The organism is Bacteroides sp. M10 (assembly GCF_014334015.1).
GTDB classification, from domain to species: Bacteria; Bacteroidota; Bacteroidia; order Bacteroidales; family Bacteroidaceae; genus Bacteroides; species Bacteroides intestinigallinarum.
In genome coordinates this window covers 1,241,795-1,261,903 of record NZ_CP060488.1, presented here as the reverse complement: position 1 = coordinate 1,261,903, position 20,109 = coordinate 1,241,795, and the positions used below count along the sequence as shown (strand labels likewise).

Annotated in this window: 13 protein-coding genes; 4 read left to right on the top strand and 9 right to left on the bottom strand. The window is 40.3% G+C overall.

Annotation, left to right across the window (positions count from 1 at the left end; all coding sequences use genetic code 11):
- The first annotated feature begins 2 nt into the window (after positions 1–2).
- Genes H8796_RS04785 through H8796_RS04770 form a run of 4 tightly spaced genes read left to right on the top strand, consistent with a single transcriptional unit; the run spans position 3 to position 5,475 of the window.
- Positions 3–1,439: a sialate O-acetylesterase gene (locus H8796_RS04785; protein ID WP_117932642.1), complete on the top strand. Its 1,437-nt coding sequence runs from the start codon at positions 3–5 to the stop codon at positions 1,437–1,439.
- Positions 1,436–2,851 (top strand): aryl-sulfate sulfotransferase, encoded by a 1,416-nt coding sequence (locus H8796_RS04780; protein ID WP_117932644.1) that lies wholly within the window; start codon positions 1,436–1,438, stop codon positions 2,849–2,851. The genes H8796_RS04785 and H8796_RS04780 overlap by 4 nt, the downstream gene beginning before the upstream one ends.
- 12 nt (positions 2,852–2,863) lie before the next feature.
- A complete protein-coding gene (locus H8796_RS04775; RefSeq protein ID WP_117932646.1) occupies positions 2,864–3,883 on the top strand; it encodes a glycosidase in 1,020 nt (339 codons plus the stop codon).
- On the top strand, positions 3,880–5,475 hold the full coding sequence (locus H8796_RS04770) for a sodium:solute symporter (RefSeq protein WP_117932648.1): 1,596 nt from the start codon (positions 3,880–3,882) through the stop codon (positions 5,473–5,475). Before H8796_RS04775 ends, H8796_RS04770 begins: the two co-directional genes overlap by 4 nt.
- Positions 5,476–5,573: 98 nt before the next feature.
- Here the strand turns inward: H8796_RS04770 and rnr are convergent, their stop codons facing one another.
- From rnr to H8796_RS04725, 9 genes are all read right to left on the bottom strand, one after another.
- Positions 5,574–7,730 (bottom strand): ribonuclease R, encoded by a 2,157-nt coding sequence (gene rnr / locus H8796_RS04765; RefSeq protein WP_117932650.1) that lies wholly within the window; start codon positions 7,728–7,730, stop codon positions 5,574–5,576.
- A 238-nt stretch (positions 7,731–7,968) separates the two neighbouring features.
- Entirely contained in the window at positions 7,969–9,105 is a 1,137-nt protein-coding gene (locus tag H8796_RS04760; RefSeq protein ID WP_117932652.1) for an FISUMP domain-containing protein, read from the bottom strand.
- Between the two features lie 36 nt (positions 9,106–9,141).
- Positions 9,142–10,275: a fibrobacter succinogenes major paralogous domain-containing protein gene (locus H8796_RS04755; protein WP_117932654.1), complete on the bottom strand. Its 1,134-nt coding sequence runs from the start codon at positions 10,273–10,275 to the stop codon at positions 9,142–9,144.
- A gap of 3 nt (positions 10,276–10,278) precedes the next feature.
- Positions 10,279–11,319: a BACON domain-containing protein gene (locus tag H8796_RS04750; RefSeq protein ID WP_117932656.1), complete on the bottom strand. Its 1,041-nt coding sequence runs from the start codon at positions 11,317–11,319 to the stop codon at positions 10,279–10,281.
- Between the two features lie 7 nt (positions 11,320–11,326).
- Complete coding sequence (locus H8796_RS04745; protein ID WP_117932921.1) at positions 11,327–12,643, bottom strand: DUF4302 domain-containing protein; 1,317 nt, start codon at positions 12,641–12,643, stop codon at positions 11,327–11,329.
- Positions 12,644–12,655: 12 nt separating this feature from the next.
- Positions 12,656–13,552 carry a putative zinc-binding metallopeptidase gene (locus tag H8796_RS04740; protein ID WP_117610488.1) on the bottom strand — a complete coding sequence of 299 codons (897 nt, stop codon included), beginning with the start codon at positions 13,550–13,552 and terminating at the stop codon, positions 12,656–12,658.
- A gap of 21 nt (positions 13,553–13,573) precedes the next feature.
- A complete protein-coding gene (locus tag H8796_RS04735) occupies positions 13,574–15,142 on the bottom strand; it encodes a RagB/SusD family nutrient uptake outer membrane protein (protein ID WP_117932658.1) in 1,569 nt (522 codons plus the stop codon).
- Positions 15,143–15,165: 23 nt separating this feature from the next.
- Positions 15,166–18,756: a SusC/RagA family TonB-linked outer membrane protein gene (locus H8796_RS04730; RefSeq protein WP_187343943.1), complete on the bottom strand. Its 3,591-nt coding sequence runs from the start codon at positions 18,754–18,756 to the stop codon at positions 15,166–15,168.
- Between the two features lie 151 nt (positions 18,757–18,907).
- Positions 18,908–20,071 (bottom strand): FecR family protein, encoded by a 1,164-nt coding sequence (locus tag H8796_RS04725; RefSeq protein WP_004298544.1) that lies wholly within the window; start codon positions 20,069–20,071, stop codon positions 18,908–18,910.
- Positions 20,072–20,109 lie beyond the last annotated feature (38 nt).

Below are 20,109 nucleotides of genomic sequence, written 5' to 3'. Positions count from 1 at the left end.
GTATGAGACGTATTTGTACATTCATAATGATATTGTGTAGCAGTTACCTGTTCTTGCAGGCTCAAGATCATTTGAGGTTTGCTTCTGCTTTTACTGATAATCTAGTATTACAGCAAAAGAGCCGGGTCAAGATATGGGGATATGCTCCTCCTCGGAGCACTCTTCAGGTGCTTGCTTCTTGGAGTAGGAAAGAGAAGACTGTAAAGGCAGATACTTGCGGAAAATGGATGATAGAATTGTCAACTCCCGCTGGAAGCTACCAGACATATAACCTTTCTATTGCTAATACTGAACAGACTGTAGTACTGAAAAATATTTGTATCGGAGAGGTTTGGTTTTGTTCGGGGCAGAGCAATATGGAAATGATTATGAGAAATGATCCTCAATGGCGGTTGTATGTTGATAATGCAAACGAGGAAATTGCTGTTGCTGATTATCCGGGAATTCGTTTTATGACTGTTCAACGTAATGAGAGTTTTACTGCATTAGATGAGGTCTTAACCGAAGGATGGCAGGTCTGTAGCCCACAGACTGTAGGAGGATTGTCTGCTGTGGGATACTATTTTGCTCATAAATTACTTTCCAGCTTGGATGTTCCTGTCGGTTTAGTTGTTGATGCTTATGGAGGGAGCCCGATTCAGAGTTGGATTCCTTATGCAGAGACTTTAAAACCTCTTTATAAAGCAGAGCATGAGACCTTACAAGAAGCTGTAGAGAAAGGAAAAGAGAAGCCGGAATACAATATGCTTTCAAGTCTGTATAATGCGATGGTCCATCCATTGATTGATTATAAGATTCGTGGTTGGCTTTGGTATCAGGGTGAAGCTAATGTAGGAGATGCCGGACGGTATATTGCTATGATGAAAGATTTGGTAAGCTCATGGCGTAAAAAATGGAAGGCTAAACTGCCTTTTTATTATGTGCAGATAGCTCCATTTCAATATCCGGGTTATCAAAAGGAGAAGTGGGCTGAACTGGCTGAAGTACAGTCTATGGCATTACAGACGATTTCAAGTTCTGGTATGGTTGTTACGGCTGATCTGGGTGATTCAACTAATATTCATCCCGGGAAAAAGAAACCAGTAGGAGAACGATTGGCTTTGATTGCTTTATCTGATACTTATCATCAAAAGATAAAGAGCCAGTCTCCTTCTTTGAAGCGGTTAACTCTGGAACAGGGGAAATTGAGGGCGGAGTTTGATTTTGCTTATCATGGACTCCGATTGGAGGGAGTTCATCATGAGTTTGAGATTTCTTCAGATGGAATGACGTATTACAAGGCAATAGTAGAGATTAAAGGTAGTTGCGTATGGTTGTCTTCTCCTGAAGTTCCTTCTCCTCGCTATGTGCGTTATGGATGGAGAGATGCGTATGTCTCTACTCTTTATAATTCGGAAAATCTACCATTAGGACCTTTTAAAGCATCTGTTGATATATGAGAATAGTAGGACTCTTATTAATTGTCGGATTTTTACTTTCTGCCTGTCAGTCGGAAGAGGGGGACAAGCAGATGGGGGAGTCAGATAATGAACTTATCGATATTGTCAAGATTCAGGATGATCCGGATAATGTATTAAGGATAGATGTTGAGGTTACGATGAAGGAGTCTGCTACATTGAAGTTGGTGTATTGGAAGGATGGAAATGAATCTGTCAAAAGGGAACTTGTTTTTGATGATCAAAAGCAGTCGTGGGCTACTAAATTAATTCTTTTGGAAGAGCAAACGAAATATTGGTTGAAGGTGTATGCAAGTAATCAAAACGGAATGGTAGAAGAATCAAAGCCGTTTCAGTTTATAACCAAAGCATTACCGGATGGACTAATGAAGTTCACTAATTTAATGCCTGATTATACGTATACTTTCAATGGATATATCCATGTTGGCGATAAGCAGCAGGGTACTTTGTATTTAATTAATGCTGAAGGAAAAGTGGTCTGGTATCAACCTACGGATGATTTGTCGGTGATTTGTTCCGGATTTGATCCGAAGACGAAAACCTTTCAAGCAATTCTGGGCTTTAATCCGAATGAAAGTTTTACAGGAGAATATATTTATGTAGTTGATTTATACGGAAATGTGAAGCTGAAAAAATATTATGCTCATTTCGATAATCCTTATTTTCATCATGATATACAGATGCTTGATAATGGAGATCTAGTGGTCGTGAACCAAATAAGACAGTCTTTTGATTTAACCCGTTGGGGTGGCTCTTCCAACGAGATGGTGACAGGGGACGGGTTCTCTATTCTTGATTTTTCGGGAAATACGAAGTGGACATGGTCGGCGTTTGACTTCATATCTCCGGAAGACGACCCGGATATAATGGGGGATAGAGGAGAATTTCAATACACTCCGAGAGAAGACTGGTTACATGCAAATACCGCTTATCCTTGTCCGGATGGAGATTTTCTTGTTTCATTCAATCGTATCAGGCAAGTTTGGAAAGTGGATGGACGTACAGGGGAAGTCATTTATAAGCTTGGGAGAAATGGTGATGTACACTTGACCAATCCTGAAGATTTCTCGGATAGACAACATGCCGCTTCTTTGACTCCGGACGGAGATGTGATGATTTATGATAATGGTTATACAAATAAACGTTCAAGAGTCATGGCTTATCGCATTAACGAAATAACAAAACAAGCAGAAGTGACGATGAGGATTGTATTACCCAAAGAAGACTTCTCTGTTAATCAGTCTAGTGCTTATTGTATGAATAATAACCGTATTCTATTTGGTTCTGTAGTACTGAAGACTATTGGAGTGATTGATAAGAATGGAAATTTGATGTGGCATTATAAAACGAACCGGCCCTTTTATCGTGCCTTGTATATTGATTTAAATTATTAAAATAAAGTAAAGATGAAACTAACAAAATCAACTTTTAACCCTATTTTGTCTCCTAATCCAACGAATCATTGGGAGAATTTGGTTGTATGCAATCCTGGTGTCTGGTATGAGAACGGTAGGTTCTATATGTTATACAGAGCAGCGGGTGATGATAAAGAACACATTATTCGTTTCGGTCTGGCTGTCAGTGAGGATGGCTTTCATTTTGAGCGTGTGTCTGATGAGCCGGCATTTGGTCCTTCTGTTGATGGAGAAGATGCAGGGTGTGTGGAAGATGCTCGCGTAGTGAAGTTTGATGATTATTATTATGTGACTTATGCCTTTCGTCCTTGTGCTCCCGGACAATATTGGAAATTTGCACACGATGAGGTCATTGTCCGTGATTTCGGAGAAAATGCACCTTATTTCTTAAAACGCAATATGGCTAATACGGCATTGGCTATGACAAAGGATTTTAAGAAATGGATTCGACTGGGGCGTATTACACAATCAAATTTAGATGATCGTGATGTTATTCTTTTTCCGGAGAAAATCAATGGGAAATATGCAATGTTACATCGTCCTAAGGAATGGATTGGGCCACAGTATGGTCCAAAACATCCTGCTATCTGGTTACGTTATTCAGATGATTTGTTAGTTTGGAATGAGCCCAGTCATTTACTGATTGAAGGAATCGATGGTGGTTGGGAGGAAAAAATAGGTGGAAGCACTCCTCCTTTAAAAACGGATAAAGGGTGGCTCGTTCTTTATCATGGGGTTGAAAATGGCGGTTGCGGTTATTACAGAGTAGGAGCAATGATGCTTGATCTGAATGATCCGACTAAGGTTCTGGGACGTACTAAAGATTGGATTCTGGAACCGGAGTTTTCTTATGAGATAGATGGTTTCTATAAAGGGTGTGTATTCCCTACTGGTAACGTTATTGTTGGTGATACTCTTTATGTATACTATGGTGGTGCTGATAAATATGTCGGTGTGGCTACTGCGAACGTAGATGAGCTGGTAACTTTCATTTTAACTCAGAAAGTATGAACTGGACTAATACATTAACAATCACCGACCTGGTTATCATAGTTTTGTATTTCGTATTCATAGTCTATGCGGGATTACGCTACAGGAAAACGAGTGATTCGGAGTCTTATTTTTTGGCTGGGCGAAGTATGACTTGGCCGGTCATCGGATTTTCAATGTTTGCGGCCAGTATATCAAGTTCTACTTTAATAGGGCAGGCCGGAGATGCTTATTCTACCGGGATTGCCGTATTTAATTATAACCTGATGTCAATCTTTGTAATGATTATTTTTGCATGGTTTTTTCTTCCTTTTTATATTAAGTCGAGGATATTTACTTTGCCGGAATTTCTGGAACGCAGGTTTGATGTACGTTCGCGCTATTATTTTTCTGGCATCACTATTTTAATTAATATATTCTTAGATGCAGCCGGTTCGCTTTATGCAGCAGCATTGGTTATGAAACTGGTTTTTCCAGAGGTCAGTTTGACCACATTAGCTGTTATTTTTGCGGTAATAGTTGCTATTTATACTATTCCGGGTGGATTGTCTGCTGCTATCCGGGTGGATTTGATACAGGGTATTATTTTGACAATCGGAGCTATTGCCTTAACATGGATTCTGGCGGAAAAGGGAGGTGCGGCATACGTTGCCGAACAGTTTAATCAAGGAGTTATGATGAAATTGGTTCGCCCGTTAGATGATCCTTCTGTTCCTTGGCTGGGAATGATCTTGGGTATTCCTATACTGGGATTTTTCTTTTGGGGAAATAACCAGCAACTGGTACAACGTGCATTGACAGCAAAGAGCATTGATGAAGGTCGAAAGGGAGTATTATTGGTAGGATTGTTAACCCTGATAACTTTGTTTATCATTATAATTCCGGGTGTTATGGCGCAAAAGTTCTTCCCGGGATTGGAGAAACCGGATATGGTATATCCTTCTTTGGTTATTGAAATGATGCCTGTCGGTATGGTTGGCTTTTTATTGGCTGCGTTAGTTGCTGCTTTGACTTCTTCTATCAGTGGTTTATTGAATTCTGTAGCAACTCTCTTTACGATGGACTTCTATTTAAAAATGAAGAAGAATGTTTCTTCGAAAGAACAGGTATTTGTCGGACGGATTGTTTCTGCTGTTGTGCTGATTATAGCAGTGGCTTGGGCTCCACAGATTGGGGAAAAATTTGGCTCTTTACTTAAATATTATCAGGAAATGTTGTCTATGTTGGCTCCTCCTATTGTTTCTGTTTTCTTTTTGGGTATTTTTTGGAAGCGGGCTACTTCACAAGGGGCATTTTATGGTCTGATAGGTGGAGCACTTTTGGGAATGACTAATTTAGTTTTCAAGATTTATTTCGGATATTCTATTTTCGGAGATATCCATTTCTTGTTGACTGTACCAATTTATCTGGCATGGAGTATGTTGATAATGTTAGTAATCAGTTATTTGACTCCTGCTCCTGATTATAAGATAGTAAAGCCTTATATATGGACGAAAGCTGATTTTGATGAAGAAACAGTTGCTCTGCAGAAACTACCGTTTTATAAGAATTATCGTAAGTTATCCTATATGTTGATAGCACTTTGCTTAATTGTATTGTTAGTTTTTGCATAATTAAAATAAAAAGAACTCGATGTGGGAGAAGTCTGTTTGCTTTTCTCGTACATCGAGTTCTTTTTAATATATTAGGGATAGAAACCGAGTCTTTGATTTTATTTTTCTATTAATTCAAAGTCCAACTGTTTCTTTTCCAGATTAGCGCGGGCTACGCGAACGGTGATGGCATCTCCCAAACTATAGATTTTATTTTTGCGACGTCCGCGAAGACAATAGTTCTTTTCATCGAATTCGTAATAATCGTCGTCCAGATCACGGACAGGAACCAGACCTTCGCATTTGTTCTCGTTCAGTTCTACGTAGAGCCCCCATTCGGTGACGCCGGAGATAACGCCGTCATAAATCTGTCCCAGACGTTCGCTCATGAATTCCACTTGTTTGTATTTGATGGAAGCGCGTTCAGCGTTGGCTGCAATTTGTTCCATGTTCGAACTGTGGTCGCATAGGTCTTCGTATTTAGCTTCGGATACACTGCGTCCTCCGTCCATATACTTCGTTACCAGACGGTGTACCATCATGTCCGGGAAACGGCGGATGGGTGAAGTAAAGTGGGTGTAATATTCGAATGCCAGTCCATAGTGACCGATGTTGTGAGTCGAATAACGGGCTTTTTGCATGGCACGGATAGATACGGTTTCAATCAGGTTCTCTTCTTTCTTTCCGTGTATGTCGTCCAGCAGGTGGTTGATGGATTTTGAAATATCCGTCTTCGTTCCGCTTGTACGTACTTTGTAGCCGAAGCGGGCGATGAATTGTGATAGATTCTCCAGTTTCTCCGGATCGGGAAGATCGTGGATACGGTAAGGAAGCACTTTGGGCTTTTTATTTTTAGGAACTTTACCGACGAATTCTGCCACTGTTCTGTTGGCAAGCAACATGAATTCTTCTACCAGTTTATTGGCATCTTTTGATTCTTTGAAATATACGCTGATCGGTTTTCCTTTCTCGTCAATTTCAAATTTCACCTCGTAGCGGTCGAAGTTGATGGCTCCTGCCGCGAAACGTTTTTCGCGAAGTGCTTTGGCAATGGTATCCAGTGTGAGTACTTCTTCTTTGTAGTCTCCTTCTTTGGTTTCAATAATCTGCTGCGCCTCTTCGTAAGTGAAACGGCGGTCGGAATTGATGACTGTGTGTACGATGCGCGAGTCTCTGACTTCTCCCTTTTCAGTAATATCAAAGATGACGGAGAAGGCAAGTTTTTCTTCATTCGGACGGAGTGAACAGATGAAGTTGCACAACCGTTCGGGAAGCATCGGGATGGTACGGTCTACCAGATAAACGGAGGTTGCCCGCTTCTCTGCTTCTTTGTCGATGATTCCTCCTTCTTTTACGTAATGTGTCACGTCGGCGATGTGCACACCTACTTCCCATAATCCGTCTTTCTGTTTGCGGATAGAAAGTGCGTCGTCAAAGTCTTTGGCGTCTTTCGGGTCGATGGTGAAAGTGGTGGTCTTGCGGAAATCTTCGCGTTTGGCAATTTCTTCTGCTGAAATCTCGGCAGGTATCTTGTCTGCGGCTGTTTCCACAGCTTTTGGATATACGTACGGCAAGCCGAATTCTGCAAGAATGGCGTGCATTTCCGTAGTGTTATCACCGGCTTGGCCTAATATGTCTATTACTTGTCCGATAGGATTCTTTGCTTTATCCGGCCATTCGGTTACTTTCACGATGGCTTTATCGCCGGTCTTTCCGCCTTTCAGCTTGTCTTTCGGAATAAAGATGTCATTGGCAAGTGTACGGTTTTCCGTCACCAGGAATGCATAGGATTTAGCTACTTCCAGCGTTCCGACGAAAGTATCGTTGGCACGTTCCAGTATTTCTATTACTTCGCCCTCGGCGTCTTTGTTCTTGCGTTTGGCATAGAAGGTGATCTTTACTTTGTCATTGTTCATGGCATGTGCCGAGTTACGTTCGGCCACAAATATCGGTTCACCTCCTCCTTCGGGGATAAATGAGTTTTTGCCATTGCTTTTCCGTTGGAAAGTACCCACCATCTCTGTTCCATGGTTATTGAGACGGAACTTCCCTTTTTCTATTTCGGAAATATAATCGTCATCCAAAAGGTCATGTAGTATATCAACGCATAGCATTTTCTGCGGATGGGTGGTGAGACGCAATTCCGAGAAAATATATTTCATACTCAAGGTCTCGTTCGGTTTGGCATGGAAAAAGTCTATTAACAACGCTGCCAGCTCTTTCTTACTCATTCTTTTGCCGGCCTTTTTCTCTTTCTTTTCTTTCTTTTTCGCCATAATTATGTGGGATTTGTTAGTAGTTCAATCATTGATGGGATACAAAGTAAACAAATTTTTGATTAGTTTGTTGCTAAGATTGTTTGTTTTTTTGTTTTGCTTTTCTGTGAAGTGGTGAATTGATAGCTTTGTATTGTTTATCTATAAATTAAAAAAGAAGGTGTGTCATCCCGACATACCTTCTTTATGGTTACTTAAGAGAGAATTTTTTATATTTGAAAATATCTATGTTTTTATATTAGTTTTTCACGCAACGTATGGAATAGCCGCGTTTAGGAGTGGAACCATACTTGGAATAATCTAAATTGTAGCTATTATTGCTGAACATGATATTGCCACCTCCCTGACTTTGGAAGTCAGTAGTCCAAAAACTAGTTGTACCATCGGTCCATCCGAAGGTCCCTGTTTGATAGCACTGGCCAGCAGGTAGTACGTTAAAACCGTAAGTATTACGAGGTCCATTTGCGAGATCCGGATTAGTGTCTGAATTACCAGAATTTCCCCAACCTTTAGAGGCATGTATACCGGCTAGTGCTGACCATACATTTTTACAATCATCATCGAAACTCTCACCTCCGAAATCATCTTTGAAAACATTTCCTTTCACGGGATCAAGCTTACTTGCAACAAAATCCTCTAGTTTTTTCCATTCTGCTTTGCTAGGCAAGTGCCATCCGTTAGGGCAGATTCCTTGTACACCGCTAGGTATTGCGTCAGCGTTACTTCCTTCTGCGCTTTCTTTGTTCATAGCCGCATACCAATTATACAAAGCTCCGTATAATTTATATTCTGCTGTGCTTTTAGCCGCATTTACATCTTCACCATCATAGTTTAAAACGTAATAGAGAGTTTCGCCCTCACAAGTTACTGCAGTTATTGGTTTATTCACCTTAGGTAAATAAGCCAGATTTTCAGCCATCCATGTTTGTTCACCGATTTCTACGGTCTTGTATACATGGTTATCACGTGAGTCAATCATTTCTCCTTTACCAGGTTCGGGAGTTGGTTCTGGCTTTGTCAGAGTTATATTAACTTCACTTGTGGCCATTGTTCCCTGATCACCTTTCACGGTAAGTTCAATTTTCAATGTTCCTTCGGCTTGATTAGCTTCAAATGTATAATCATAACTAAAGGGCACTGTAGTAACTTCTGAAACAGTTTTACCTCCTACTTTTAAATTTACATTTAAGATTTCACCAAAATCAATGGTTGCTTCTCCTTTGATTGTCATTTTTTCCGTAATATTTACTGTAGCTCCTTCAGCAGGTGCAGATATGGAGCATGTTACATGTTGCTCGGGGGCAGGATCGTTGTTATCATCACCACAAGCAATTAGTCCTAAGACTGCGAATAAAAAGAATCCAAATTTTTTCATAAATGTATTTATATTTAGTGAGTAATAATATAGTAGTTAGTCTCTGATACAGCGGACAGGAAGACCTACTCCTGGATTGAATTCCGCATTAGTTACAAATGTTTGCAAGTCAGACCACAGGCGTACCGTAATGCCAAATTCAGCTCCCATTTGTATTCCAGCTGTCGAACTCCACCAACCGGCACTATAACAGGAATGCATCCACTCTTCATCACCTGCACATGCACGAAAGCCTATGGGTAAACCATTGAATAAGGTTGTGTTGTTTTTTTCCATTTCAACACCGACCCAGGTTGGTTGCGGTTCTATTTCTGTATATTCCGGTAACATCCACATGGTTGTTGAGGCTAGAGCTTTCGCTATTGCTGTTTCGTCTACCTGTCCGTCATTCATAATGGCAGCCATGCCCGAGTCTAATACATACTTAGATAATGTCTCCCATTCTTTTTGTGATGGAATATGCCATCCGTCGGGACAAACGCCTTTTATATTACGTGTTTCATTTGCTTCTGATGCAGTTTCACCTTGAAGTGCTGCAGGTAAGTTATAGTAAGCTCCGTAAGCTTTTAAATAGGCTTTTCCCAATTCCGTTTTAATATCACTGTCGAACATGACATAATACTTGGGCTTAGTAGAGGAAACTTCAAAATTCTGTTCTGGCAAATAGCGTAGATTTTCTGCCATCCAGATTTGTTCTGCAAGTTGTATCGTCTTGTATACATTTCCGTCGCGTACATCTGTGAGGTCTTCTCCGATTTGAGGCGGTGCAGGTCTGTCACCGAGTTCTGTTGTCACTGTAATAGTTGCCAAAGCACTACCTTCGTGATCTCCTTTAACTGCTAACTCAATTTTCAGCTCTCCCGGTTCGGCATCTTTGGAGAAGGTATACTCATAATAGAATGGAACTGAAGTGATGTCAGTGATAATCTCTTCCCCGACTTTCAGTTCTGCAGAAATGATTTTACCATAGTTTGTAGTCCCTTCTCCTCTGATAATCAGTTTGTCTGACATAATAACGGTTGCGCCATCAGTCGGCATAAATATTTCACAGCTTATCTGCTGATCCGGAAGTATTTCTCCTCCTCCACCTGCTGCATTATTATCATCTTTACAGCTTGCACCAAGTAATCCTAATGCCACAATAAAGCTGGTTAATAGTATCTTTTTCATATGTTATTGAATTATGTCTTCTTTAAAAAGAATACAGTTGATAAAAATGGATAGATTGTCTATAACTTTCTGCAGTTCTGCATCTTCATATACCCGGAAAACAAAACCAAAAGGATCACTCTCTTTTATTCCCGAAAAAGCGAAAACGAATGTACCGTCTGTTAACATTACAGGGCCTAATGAGATTGTTACGGAAGGGTCTTTTACATAATATAGATCAGAGCTAAGAATTTCGAATGAGAGATATGAGTTGTTTTCGAAGACTCCCAGATTTTGTCCGGCTTCAAGCGCCAGGCAGTTATCTACAGCTTTAGCTTTCAGTTTATAGGGCAAGCCGGTTAGCATGTTTGAAAGCTGATATGTTCCGTTTCCCAGTTTTTCAATCGTAACATCTTTCAAACCGTAATTCATCTGTCCGTCTGAAAACATTCCTTGCCATGTTCCAATAAGTTCGTCCACATCATATTGTATCACCTGATAAGAAGTTGATCTGTCTTTAGCTGTCACGTTGACAATAGCCCCTCTCATTTTCCCGGAAGTGTTTTCTTTTACTTTGAAATTTATTCCTTTCGCATTCTGTTCAAATGATAACCAGCTTTGAGCTTCTGCAGGTATGTCTATTACATAATCAAAAGAACTTTGTAATTTTATAGGTAGCGTAGCTGCTTTATTGTCGGTGCGGAGCATCCACTCATCTTTGCCGAAGATGAAAACAGCTCCGGATTGATTGATATTGAATGCCTTTTTTTCTACTCCGTTGCTGATTGTCAATAAAGCATTTCTACCAGAGTATCCGGTGTTTTCTTTTACTTCGAATACTACTTCATTGGGGTTTACTTCTTTCAGCACACACCAGTCGGCATCAACATCTGCTGTGATATTCCCTGTTGATTGGAGTTGTATATACCCTCTTCCACCGGGGGCCTGGAAATTAGTATTTACAGCTTTGATTTCTAACTTGGATTCGCTGCTTTCCGTATCATTGCATCCCACTATTGCTATGGTGCAAAGTACAAATAAGAATATATTAAAAAACTTTCTCATAATTGTATTAATTACCTTCGTTTTCTTTTACCATTAAGATTGAGTTATACCAGCTCCAGTAACCCATTAGCCCCGAAGTTGAATATTCATCGGATGAATAAGCCCAGATTATCAATGACGTATTTTCTTGGCTTGCTTTATCCGCGAAGTAGAAAGTGAAAGGATTGGTTTTCACCGTAACATTTACTAATCCACTGCGTAAGCGTGAAGGCAAACTTAATTCTGTGTGAGCGTATCCTTCTACACCTGCCGCACACGCAAAGTAGTAAGACGATGAAGAAGCCGGACTTATACTTTGTGAATCTAAAGTCAGTTTCCCACTGGCTTTGTCATACAGAAGAGTGAAGTTGAATCCGCCAATACTTTTCAGTGTATAACTTTCTCCTCTGACTTTAGGAGTGATGGTTACAGATTGTGTAATCGGGCCTTCATCGTAATCGTCAACCGTTGCAGTGTAGGTACCGATATAGTCTTCGTATTGCGGATAATTTTCGGGATAATACTCTTTTAATACAATATCCGTTGCATCTGCATCGGTACAAACAAATAGCCTGGACTTTTTATCCCATTTGAAGTGCTGGACTTCAACTCCGTTGACATTATATGGAGACTGTAACTTCAGCCCTTTTTCTGTATAAATATATGGTAAACTTTCTGCACTGCTATAATCGGTACTGTAAACGGAGAATGTGGACATTGTGCCATTGTCGCGTATAAAGTAGTTCAGTACTTGGTCCCCTTTCTCCATGCGATATGTATTCAGAAAAGCATCTTTCTCGATGTTAATGATATCTTCAAGCTGGATACGCCATGGTATGTCTTTGGGCATAGGCGTCATTTCCATTATATTTTTATATTTTTTTCCTTGTAGAATAACCTTGTCGGGAGTTGCGCTCATGATAATAAACTCATAATCTCCTCCCACGTTCATGTTCAGGCCTAAAGGACCTGAAAACATGTGGATCAGCTGGTTGTATGAGTCGAAAGTGAGCATAGTGCTTTGTTCCGATTTAACTTGATATAGGGAGGTTATTATGGTACCCGGCTTGTAACCTTCTGCTCCTGCTTCCGACGCCATTTCTACCTGTTTTCCGTCAAATTTCATAAGTAGAGTGACTGCACCTGCAGAATAGTTGCTTCCTATGTAATATTCCAGTTTCCATCCGTTCGGAACATCTTTAAGAATCTCCTGGCATTTTATTACATCGGCTGTAGCTCTGTTGGCAGATGATTCGTCGAATATTTCTTCTTCAGAGAAAAGACAAGATTGTAATACAATGCAAGTCAATGCCAGAAGTGTGTATATTGATAGATATTTCTTCATAATTTTCATAGTTTATTCAATAATACTTAAGTCTACATTGCCGTTTGCTATATCATCCTGGCGGCGTAGAACGATGTCGCGTAATTCGTCCAGATTGATTCCCCAGGTTTGTTCCATATAACTATAGACTATTTCGAATTTCTGTTTGATAAGTGCACGACCGCTTTCACCGGCATTTTGTAGCATACTATTCCAGTAGTCTTCTGTATTTGTGACGTACACCGCAATGTTTTCAACAAAATCTTCACGTGATTCACTCATTGCGTAGGAAGTGACAAATCCTTGTTGCCATGCATTGCGGTTAGCTCCCACCATATACCAGTCGCTGCCGATATAGGCATTTTCTGTGATACGATCAAATGCCGGATCATAGTTTTTGGTTTGATGCAGGATGTGGGCGAACTCATGGTGCATTGTCTGGAAATAGTATTCGTTTAGCAGATTGATATCTATTTTATCAGGATTGATGTCATTTACATTGTATAATGTAATTTTCATACCACCTTCTGCCGTTCCCAATACCATGGTGCCATTGTCTTCATAGGCAGGAGAGCCGATAAAGTGAATGGTCTTGGGGATGTATTGACGTAAGAAGTCCGGATTACCGGTCGCTTCATCGTATGCTTCCAGCCATACATGTTTGATAATTTTGGCCAGTACTACGGATTTTTTATAGTCGGCAGGAGCTAATACATGTGTCATGTCGCTCTCGTTATCTTCCATACGATATTTCAATGCAATGTTGTATGGATGGGTGTAATTACCCAATATCCAGTTGTCGAATGGGCTACGTTCTACTTCCTCTGTAGAGAAGATGCTGTTTGCTTTGTCCACGTCCTCGTCGTTGTTGCAAGCTCCCAGTCCGCAGGTTAATGTTATGATTAAACTATATATGATGTATTTCTTCATATTTTTCCCTCCTTAAGTTAGTTAGTCATTTCTTGGATTTGGTTGCATACCTGCTGTAATGACACTGGCTGGTAATTGAATAGCACGTCTGGGATCATTCGTGTCCATCTTGTCGGTGATAGTCACTAAGGTATAACCTTCATAGTAGCGGCGGTAGATTACGATACCATAGCGTTTTATATCTTGCCATCTAAGTCCTTCTTCTAGAGTAAGCAGACGTCTGGCATGTAGAATGCAATGTATCAGATTCTCCTGCATGCCTTTTTCTATTACAAAATCCGGATGTAGTTCCTTCTTTACCGTCGGAGCTTCCGGCTTGTAATATTTTAGTTGAGCATAAAAATCATTGATGGTTTCTTTGGTCAGGGTCCGCGTATTTTTCGTAAAGGCTTTCTGCCAGGCATCTATATCGGCAGCAGCTTCGTCGTAGCGTTTTAGTAATGTGTAAGCTTCAGCCCGGCAAAGTAATGCTTCATCGGTAGTGAAAGCAGGATACAGCATATAACCGACCCAGCTGTTGCCTGATGTGAACTGCTGATAGATGACTAAACGGCGGAATCCGTTCTTGATAGAGCCACCGGGCGCAAATGGGATCTGGTGGTAGCTTGACTGGTCTCCCCATGGACCTTCGGATTTACAACTTTCCGAGGCAGTAATATTATTCATGCAGTATCTTTCACAGTTGGCATAACCCGGATCGGAAACCAATGGCCAATATGACGCTGCTGATATTACCAGTAGATTTGCCCGATTATCTGCATCTACATAAGCGTTCGGCTGTATGTTCTTGTTGGGAGATAAAGCTCCTAATGCAGCCCAGTCACGTAAATATTGGGAAGCATTCGTGCCGAGTACTATATTGGCATAATTGATAACCTTCTGGCAGTTAGAAAAATCCGGCTGTGTGTAATATAGATAAAAGCGGGCAGCAAATGCATAGGCAGCCTTTTTATTAAAATGGTATTTCACTCGTGAGTAAATATTGTCGTCGATTAGAGGCAATCCTTCTTCTAAATCGGCTGCGATATTTTGGTAGACTTCAGCAACAGTTCCGCGTGAGTATTGTGGATTTACAGATGTTTCCGGTTCCTTTATGTAAGGTATACCTAGGTCTTTATCTGCATTTGTACTATATGCTTTGCAGAATGTGGTAGCTAGTACGAAATGATTATATGCGCGACATAATAGAGCTTCACCTCTTTGTGCTGACAATGATTGAGGGTTTCCCATTTGCTCGATGGCTGCCAGGGCTTGGTTGGCCGATGCAATCGAGTTATAACAATCATTCCATAAGGCATGAGGTGAGTCTTGATTCTCTTCAGTGGTTTGCTGCCAGCGATACAAGTGTTCGTTTAACCGGAAAAGATAGCTGTATGCTTTACTATTTTCATCAATGTTGTCACTGTAGAATTCGCCTATGTGACAGTTGGTGGTCATTGGGTATGCAGATACCAATACTTTGGTAATGCTCTCTTCGGTAGTTAGTTCAGTTCGGTTGTCCGGCATTTCATCCAAAAAATCGCTACAGGAGGTTATTCCCAGGAATAAGGTTGAAATGACTGCTGTATATAATACGTTTTTATATTTCATCATTTTTATAATTATCTGAATGGTTAAAATCCTAATCTAAGAGTTAATGTGAACTGACGGGGTACAGGGGAGGCAACTCCACCGGTATTGAAGAATTCCGGGTCCTGTCCGTTTAGCTTCTTATCTGCGTAGATTAGGAATAAATTGGTAGCCTGAAGTTTCAAAGATAAATTGGATATCTTTGCTGATGTAATCCATGATTTTGGAAAATCATAGGACAAGGAAATTTCTTTCATACGAATAAAGTCTCCTTTGGCAATTCGTTCTGTAGAGTAATTATATGCATTATATGCATACATCAAATCTTTATTATCTTCATATTGACGTTTGGAAATGATGGCAGGAATATTGGTATGTTTCTCATCACCCGGAACTGTCCAACGATTTTTGAATTCACGGGGCATAGAGGATAAGTCACTGTATTGATAGTTGAAGCACGGATTTAAACGTACTACATTACCAAATGAATAGGTGATAAATACATTTAGCTTGAATGCTTTATAGGTGAAGATATTACCAAAGCTACCTGTTATAGTAGGATCAGTGGGACCTTCATATTTTAGATAGTCTATATTGTCACGTGTTTGGAAATCAATATCAGTACTGGTTATTTTTCCATTGATATTGTACATTGGGATACCATTTGAATTTAGACCGACAAATGGGATAGAGAACAAACCACGTACCGGGTAGCCCTGACGCGCAAAACCATAGCCTGAAACCAGATCCATCACGCTGGAACGGGCGTTAAGCTCGGTCACTTCATTTTTTGCTTTGGAAAAGATGAAATCTGTGTTCCATGAGAAGTCTTTCGATTGGATATTCTTGCTTGAGATGGTGAATTCAATACCATGTGACTTCATAGAGGCTATATTGGCATATTTATAAATAGAACCACCTACTCCTTGTGTCGGAGTTATACCAATCAGGTCATAGTTGTTGCGTTTATACCAGTCGATTGAGAAATTGATCCGGTTGTCTAAGAATCCCATATCAGCACCGATGTTTAATTCATGCTTCTTTTCGTAAGTCAATTCGCTATTTTCGGGGTCGGATACATAAAGTCCGGTTTCCTGTCCGCTGGTGAAAGGGCGAAATGGTGAATAGCTGGTGATTATGGCATGTGAATTTGTTACATATTCCGGACCTCTGTCGGCTGTTAAAGAGTAAGATGCTTTGAATGTCAAATGTGACAGCACAGACTTGAGTGTTTCGAAGAAATTTTCTTCATGTACATTCCATGCTCCTGAAATATTCCATGTAGGTAACCAGCGGGAAGAGCGGCTTTTTCCCATGCGGTTGGTGCCTTCATAGCGGAATGTTCCGTTTACTGTATAACGGCCATCATACGAATAGGTTGCATTGGCAAAACCTGCTACACTCCTTGTTGTGGTATGGTTTAATCCATAATAATTTTCACCGGACTCAATACCTTTCTTGAAAAATTCATATACGTACGATGGAATTTCGCCCATTGTATATTGCATTCCCCATCCTTGAAAATAATTCTGCATGCGTTTTAAATCATTCACCTCCATACCAGCGAAAAGATTGGTTATATGCTTTTCTGCAAATAAATGATTCCAGGATGCTGTGGCACGAAAGTCTACTCCCAGCATGCGATAGTCCTTACGCTGGTAAATACCGCCTTCCGGCAGTATGCTGATGGGTAAAGCATAAGGATTGTCGGGGTTGGTGTAGAGTAAATTATTGTTATCACGAATAGTGGCGTCATCCATTCCTGTGCGATATGCTGTTGCCTGATTCGAGTGGTCTTTAATATTATGTTCTTGTGAAGAAGCTTGATATCTGACTGCTCCTAATGCGCTAAGCTCTAATTCAGGAAGTGCTTTCCATTTTACTTCTCCTTGGAATTTAACGTCAACTACATTTAAGTCCATATAATTGTTATCCAATTCATGAAGGATATTGAATGGTGCGTAGTTAGCTGTATAGTTAACTGCCGGATCCAATGCGCGTGATGTGTTTAGTGCGTACGAATATGGATTGATGTCAAATTGACGGGTGACTTCTCCACTAGCTGCATTCACTTCAGAGCTTAGTGTTCCGGGCGCTTTCTGCTTACGGTAGGAAGCACTGGATATTAAATTTATAGATAAATTCTTATATATATTATATGTTGTATTTAAATTAGCTGTATAGCGTTTTACTTCACTTTGCTTGTACCAGCCCGGGTCGGACATAGCACTTAATGAAGCATAGAATGAAGACTTTTCTGTTCCGGAAGTGATGCTGACAGAATGATTTTGTGTGATATTGTTAGAAAATAAAGTATTAAACCAATCGGTATTTCTCATTTCCGCTTCACGCAGGTAAGCATTACGTGCTTCCGGAGTGTTGGCAAGTCCGAATTGTCCTGTAACCGGATTGTATTGATTGATTAACTGATACATACGTCCATACACTCCGCTATCTTTTGCACGGTAAGTATCGCTATTGTTGAGCCATCCTTTTTGTTCCATCTCTTTATAGATTCCCATTTGTTCCTGTGAATTCATGATATTGAATTCTTTATAACTGGGAATCATACGAGTTGTAAATTCACCGGTATAGCTGATTTTGCTGACGCCGGCTTTTCCCTTTTTGGTGGTTACTACAATAACCCCTGCCATGGCTCGCGCACCATAGATAGAGGTTGCTGATCCGTCTTTCAATATTTGAAAGCTTTCGATATCATCTGAATTCAATCCGGCAATAGCTGAACTGATCAATGTTTCGGCATCTCCTGAGGATAGGTCATCCGGACCTACGTCAATAGCATCTTCCATGATGACTCCATCTACCACCCATAGTGGCTTTGAGCTACCGAAAATAGATGTAGCACCACGTACCCGGATTTTTGGGGCGGTACCAAATGTACCGGAAACATTTTGTACAGATACGCCTGCGGCACGTCCTTCAAGTCCTCGGCTGATATCAGGCAAACCATCTAGTTTGACCTCATCTGCGGACAATTGTTTGGTTGCTCCTGTAAACAGACGTTTATCCATTTTCTGCATACCTGTTACTACTACTTCAGATAATGTTTGTACATCAGGCATTAGTGTAACATTCATATTTGGAGCAGGAGTTAGGTCTTGCGGTTTCATTCCTATATAGGAAAATTGTAACAGGGATTTATTGGATACATTTTCTATCGAAAATTTTCCATTTATATCTGTTAATACACCGGACTTACTTCCTTTGATGACAACGGTTGCACCAATGAGCGGCTGTCCGTCATCACCGGAAATAACCACTCCTCTCACATTGAATACTTTCGCCTGTTTGGAAGGACCTTTGGTAGTAATTGTGATAAATTGGTCTTCAATATGATATTCCAGTGGCTTATTGGCTAAGATTATATCGAGAGTCTGCTCTATACTCTTATCCTTGACAGAGCCGGAGACGGTGAATTTCTTGACATCGTCATACGTAAACAGGATCTTGTATCCGGATAGTTTTTCTAAACGTTTTAGTACGGACGGCAACCGTTCGTTGCTAATTTCAATCGTGATTTTCTTTTGCGATTGTACCTGAGCATTTACTTGGTAGGGTCGGAAACATAATACGCATAGAAAACACACAATAAGTAGGTTCCAATTATTTCTCATACGTTTGTCTTTAATAACACTATTTGAACATGTTTATATAACTAGTGCGTATGAGAAGAAAAAATGGATACCCCTTTTGCGATTTATTTTTTAATAAAAGTGATATTTTGTTGTCTTTTGCATAGATTTGTTATACTTATGCAATAAAAAATTAGTCTACGGTAAGCGTATTGCCTTGCAAGGTGACTGTTACTTTTTTCATTCTATTAAGCAATGAGATTGTATGTTCCAGGTCTTTGGTACGATCGGATATAAAGTGCATTTTATATTCCATTGCTTCTTTGTTTCTGAACTCTATGTTTACATTGTACCAACGTCCCAAATTTTGCATAATATCTTTCAATGTGACATTGTCAAAGTAGAAATAGCCGTCTTTCCAATAAACATAAGAGTCTAGATCTACTTCTGCCAGAATAAAGTTGCCATCAGATTGCAGATGTGCATCTTCTCCCGGATAGAGTCTGGTATATGATCCTCCTTTGGTGTTGCTGACTTCTACTTTTCCATTAATAAGCACTACATGAGTATCTTCTGGAGTATAGCTGCGTATGTTAAATTCAGTACCGAGAACACGGGTTTGCACAGTTTTGGTTTTTACGATGAAAGGTCGCTCCGGATCTTTGGTCACTTTAAAATAAGCCTCACCTTCTAAAGTGACGATACGTTCGTCGCCAATAAAAGCCGTTGGATAGACAAAGTTACTATTAGCATTGAGCCAGACCTCCGTGCCGTCACATAACACTACCTTGAAACTTTCACCGCGTGGAACAGTGAGTACATGTGTTTGAGTGGTCGTTGAAATGACTTGCCTGTAATCCAGTTCTTTTTTCTCGGACTTTGAGATCACTTTCTGTGGCAAGGTTTGGTTGCTTGATTGTGGTTCGTCTAATACAATCTTTTCTCCGTTATCTTTTTGCAGAGTGATATGTTGAGGGGCAGCATCAGCAGTAAATACAGTGATTGGTTCAAGAGTAGGGGTCGTCAGGGTATTGATAAGATAGTAAGTTCCAAATAGAACGGCAATCATGGCGGCTATTCCCATACTTACTTTCCAGAAGTTGGAACGCATTCTTGTCGTGTATTGTTTTTTCTTGAATCGTTCTAGCTCCATCTCTATATTGGGTAGTTCCATTCCGCTTTTTTGTTGTAGGAAGAGGCTACTATCCATGATGTCGCGACAAGCCTGCAGGGTTTCTTCATCTTTAAGCATTTCCTGCAGTTGTTCGACGTTTATTTCTGAAGAGCTCTCCATAATGTCGAGGGCCTTCTCTACAGATTTATCTGTATTATCTATATTGTCAATATCTTTATTCATCACTGTTTGACTGTATCATACTTATTTATATTACGTTT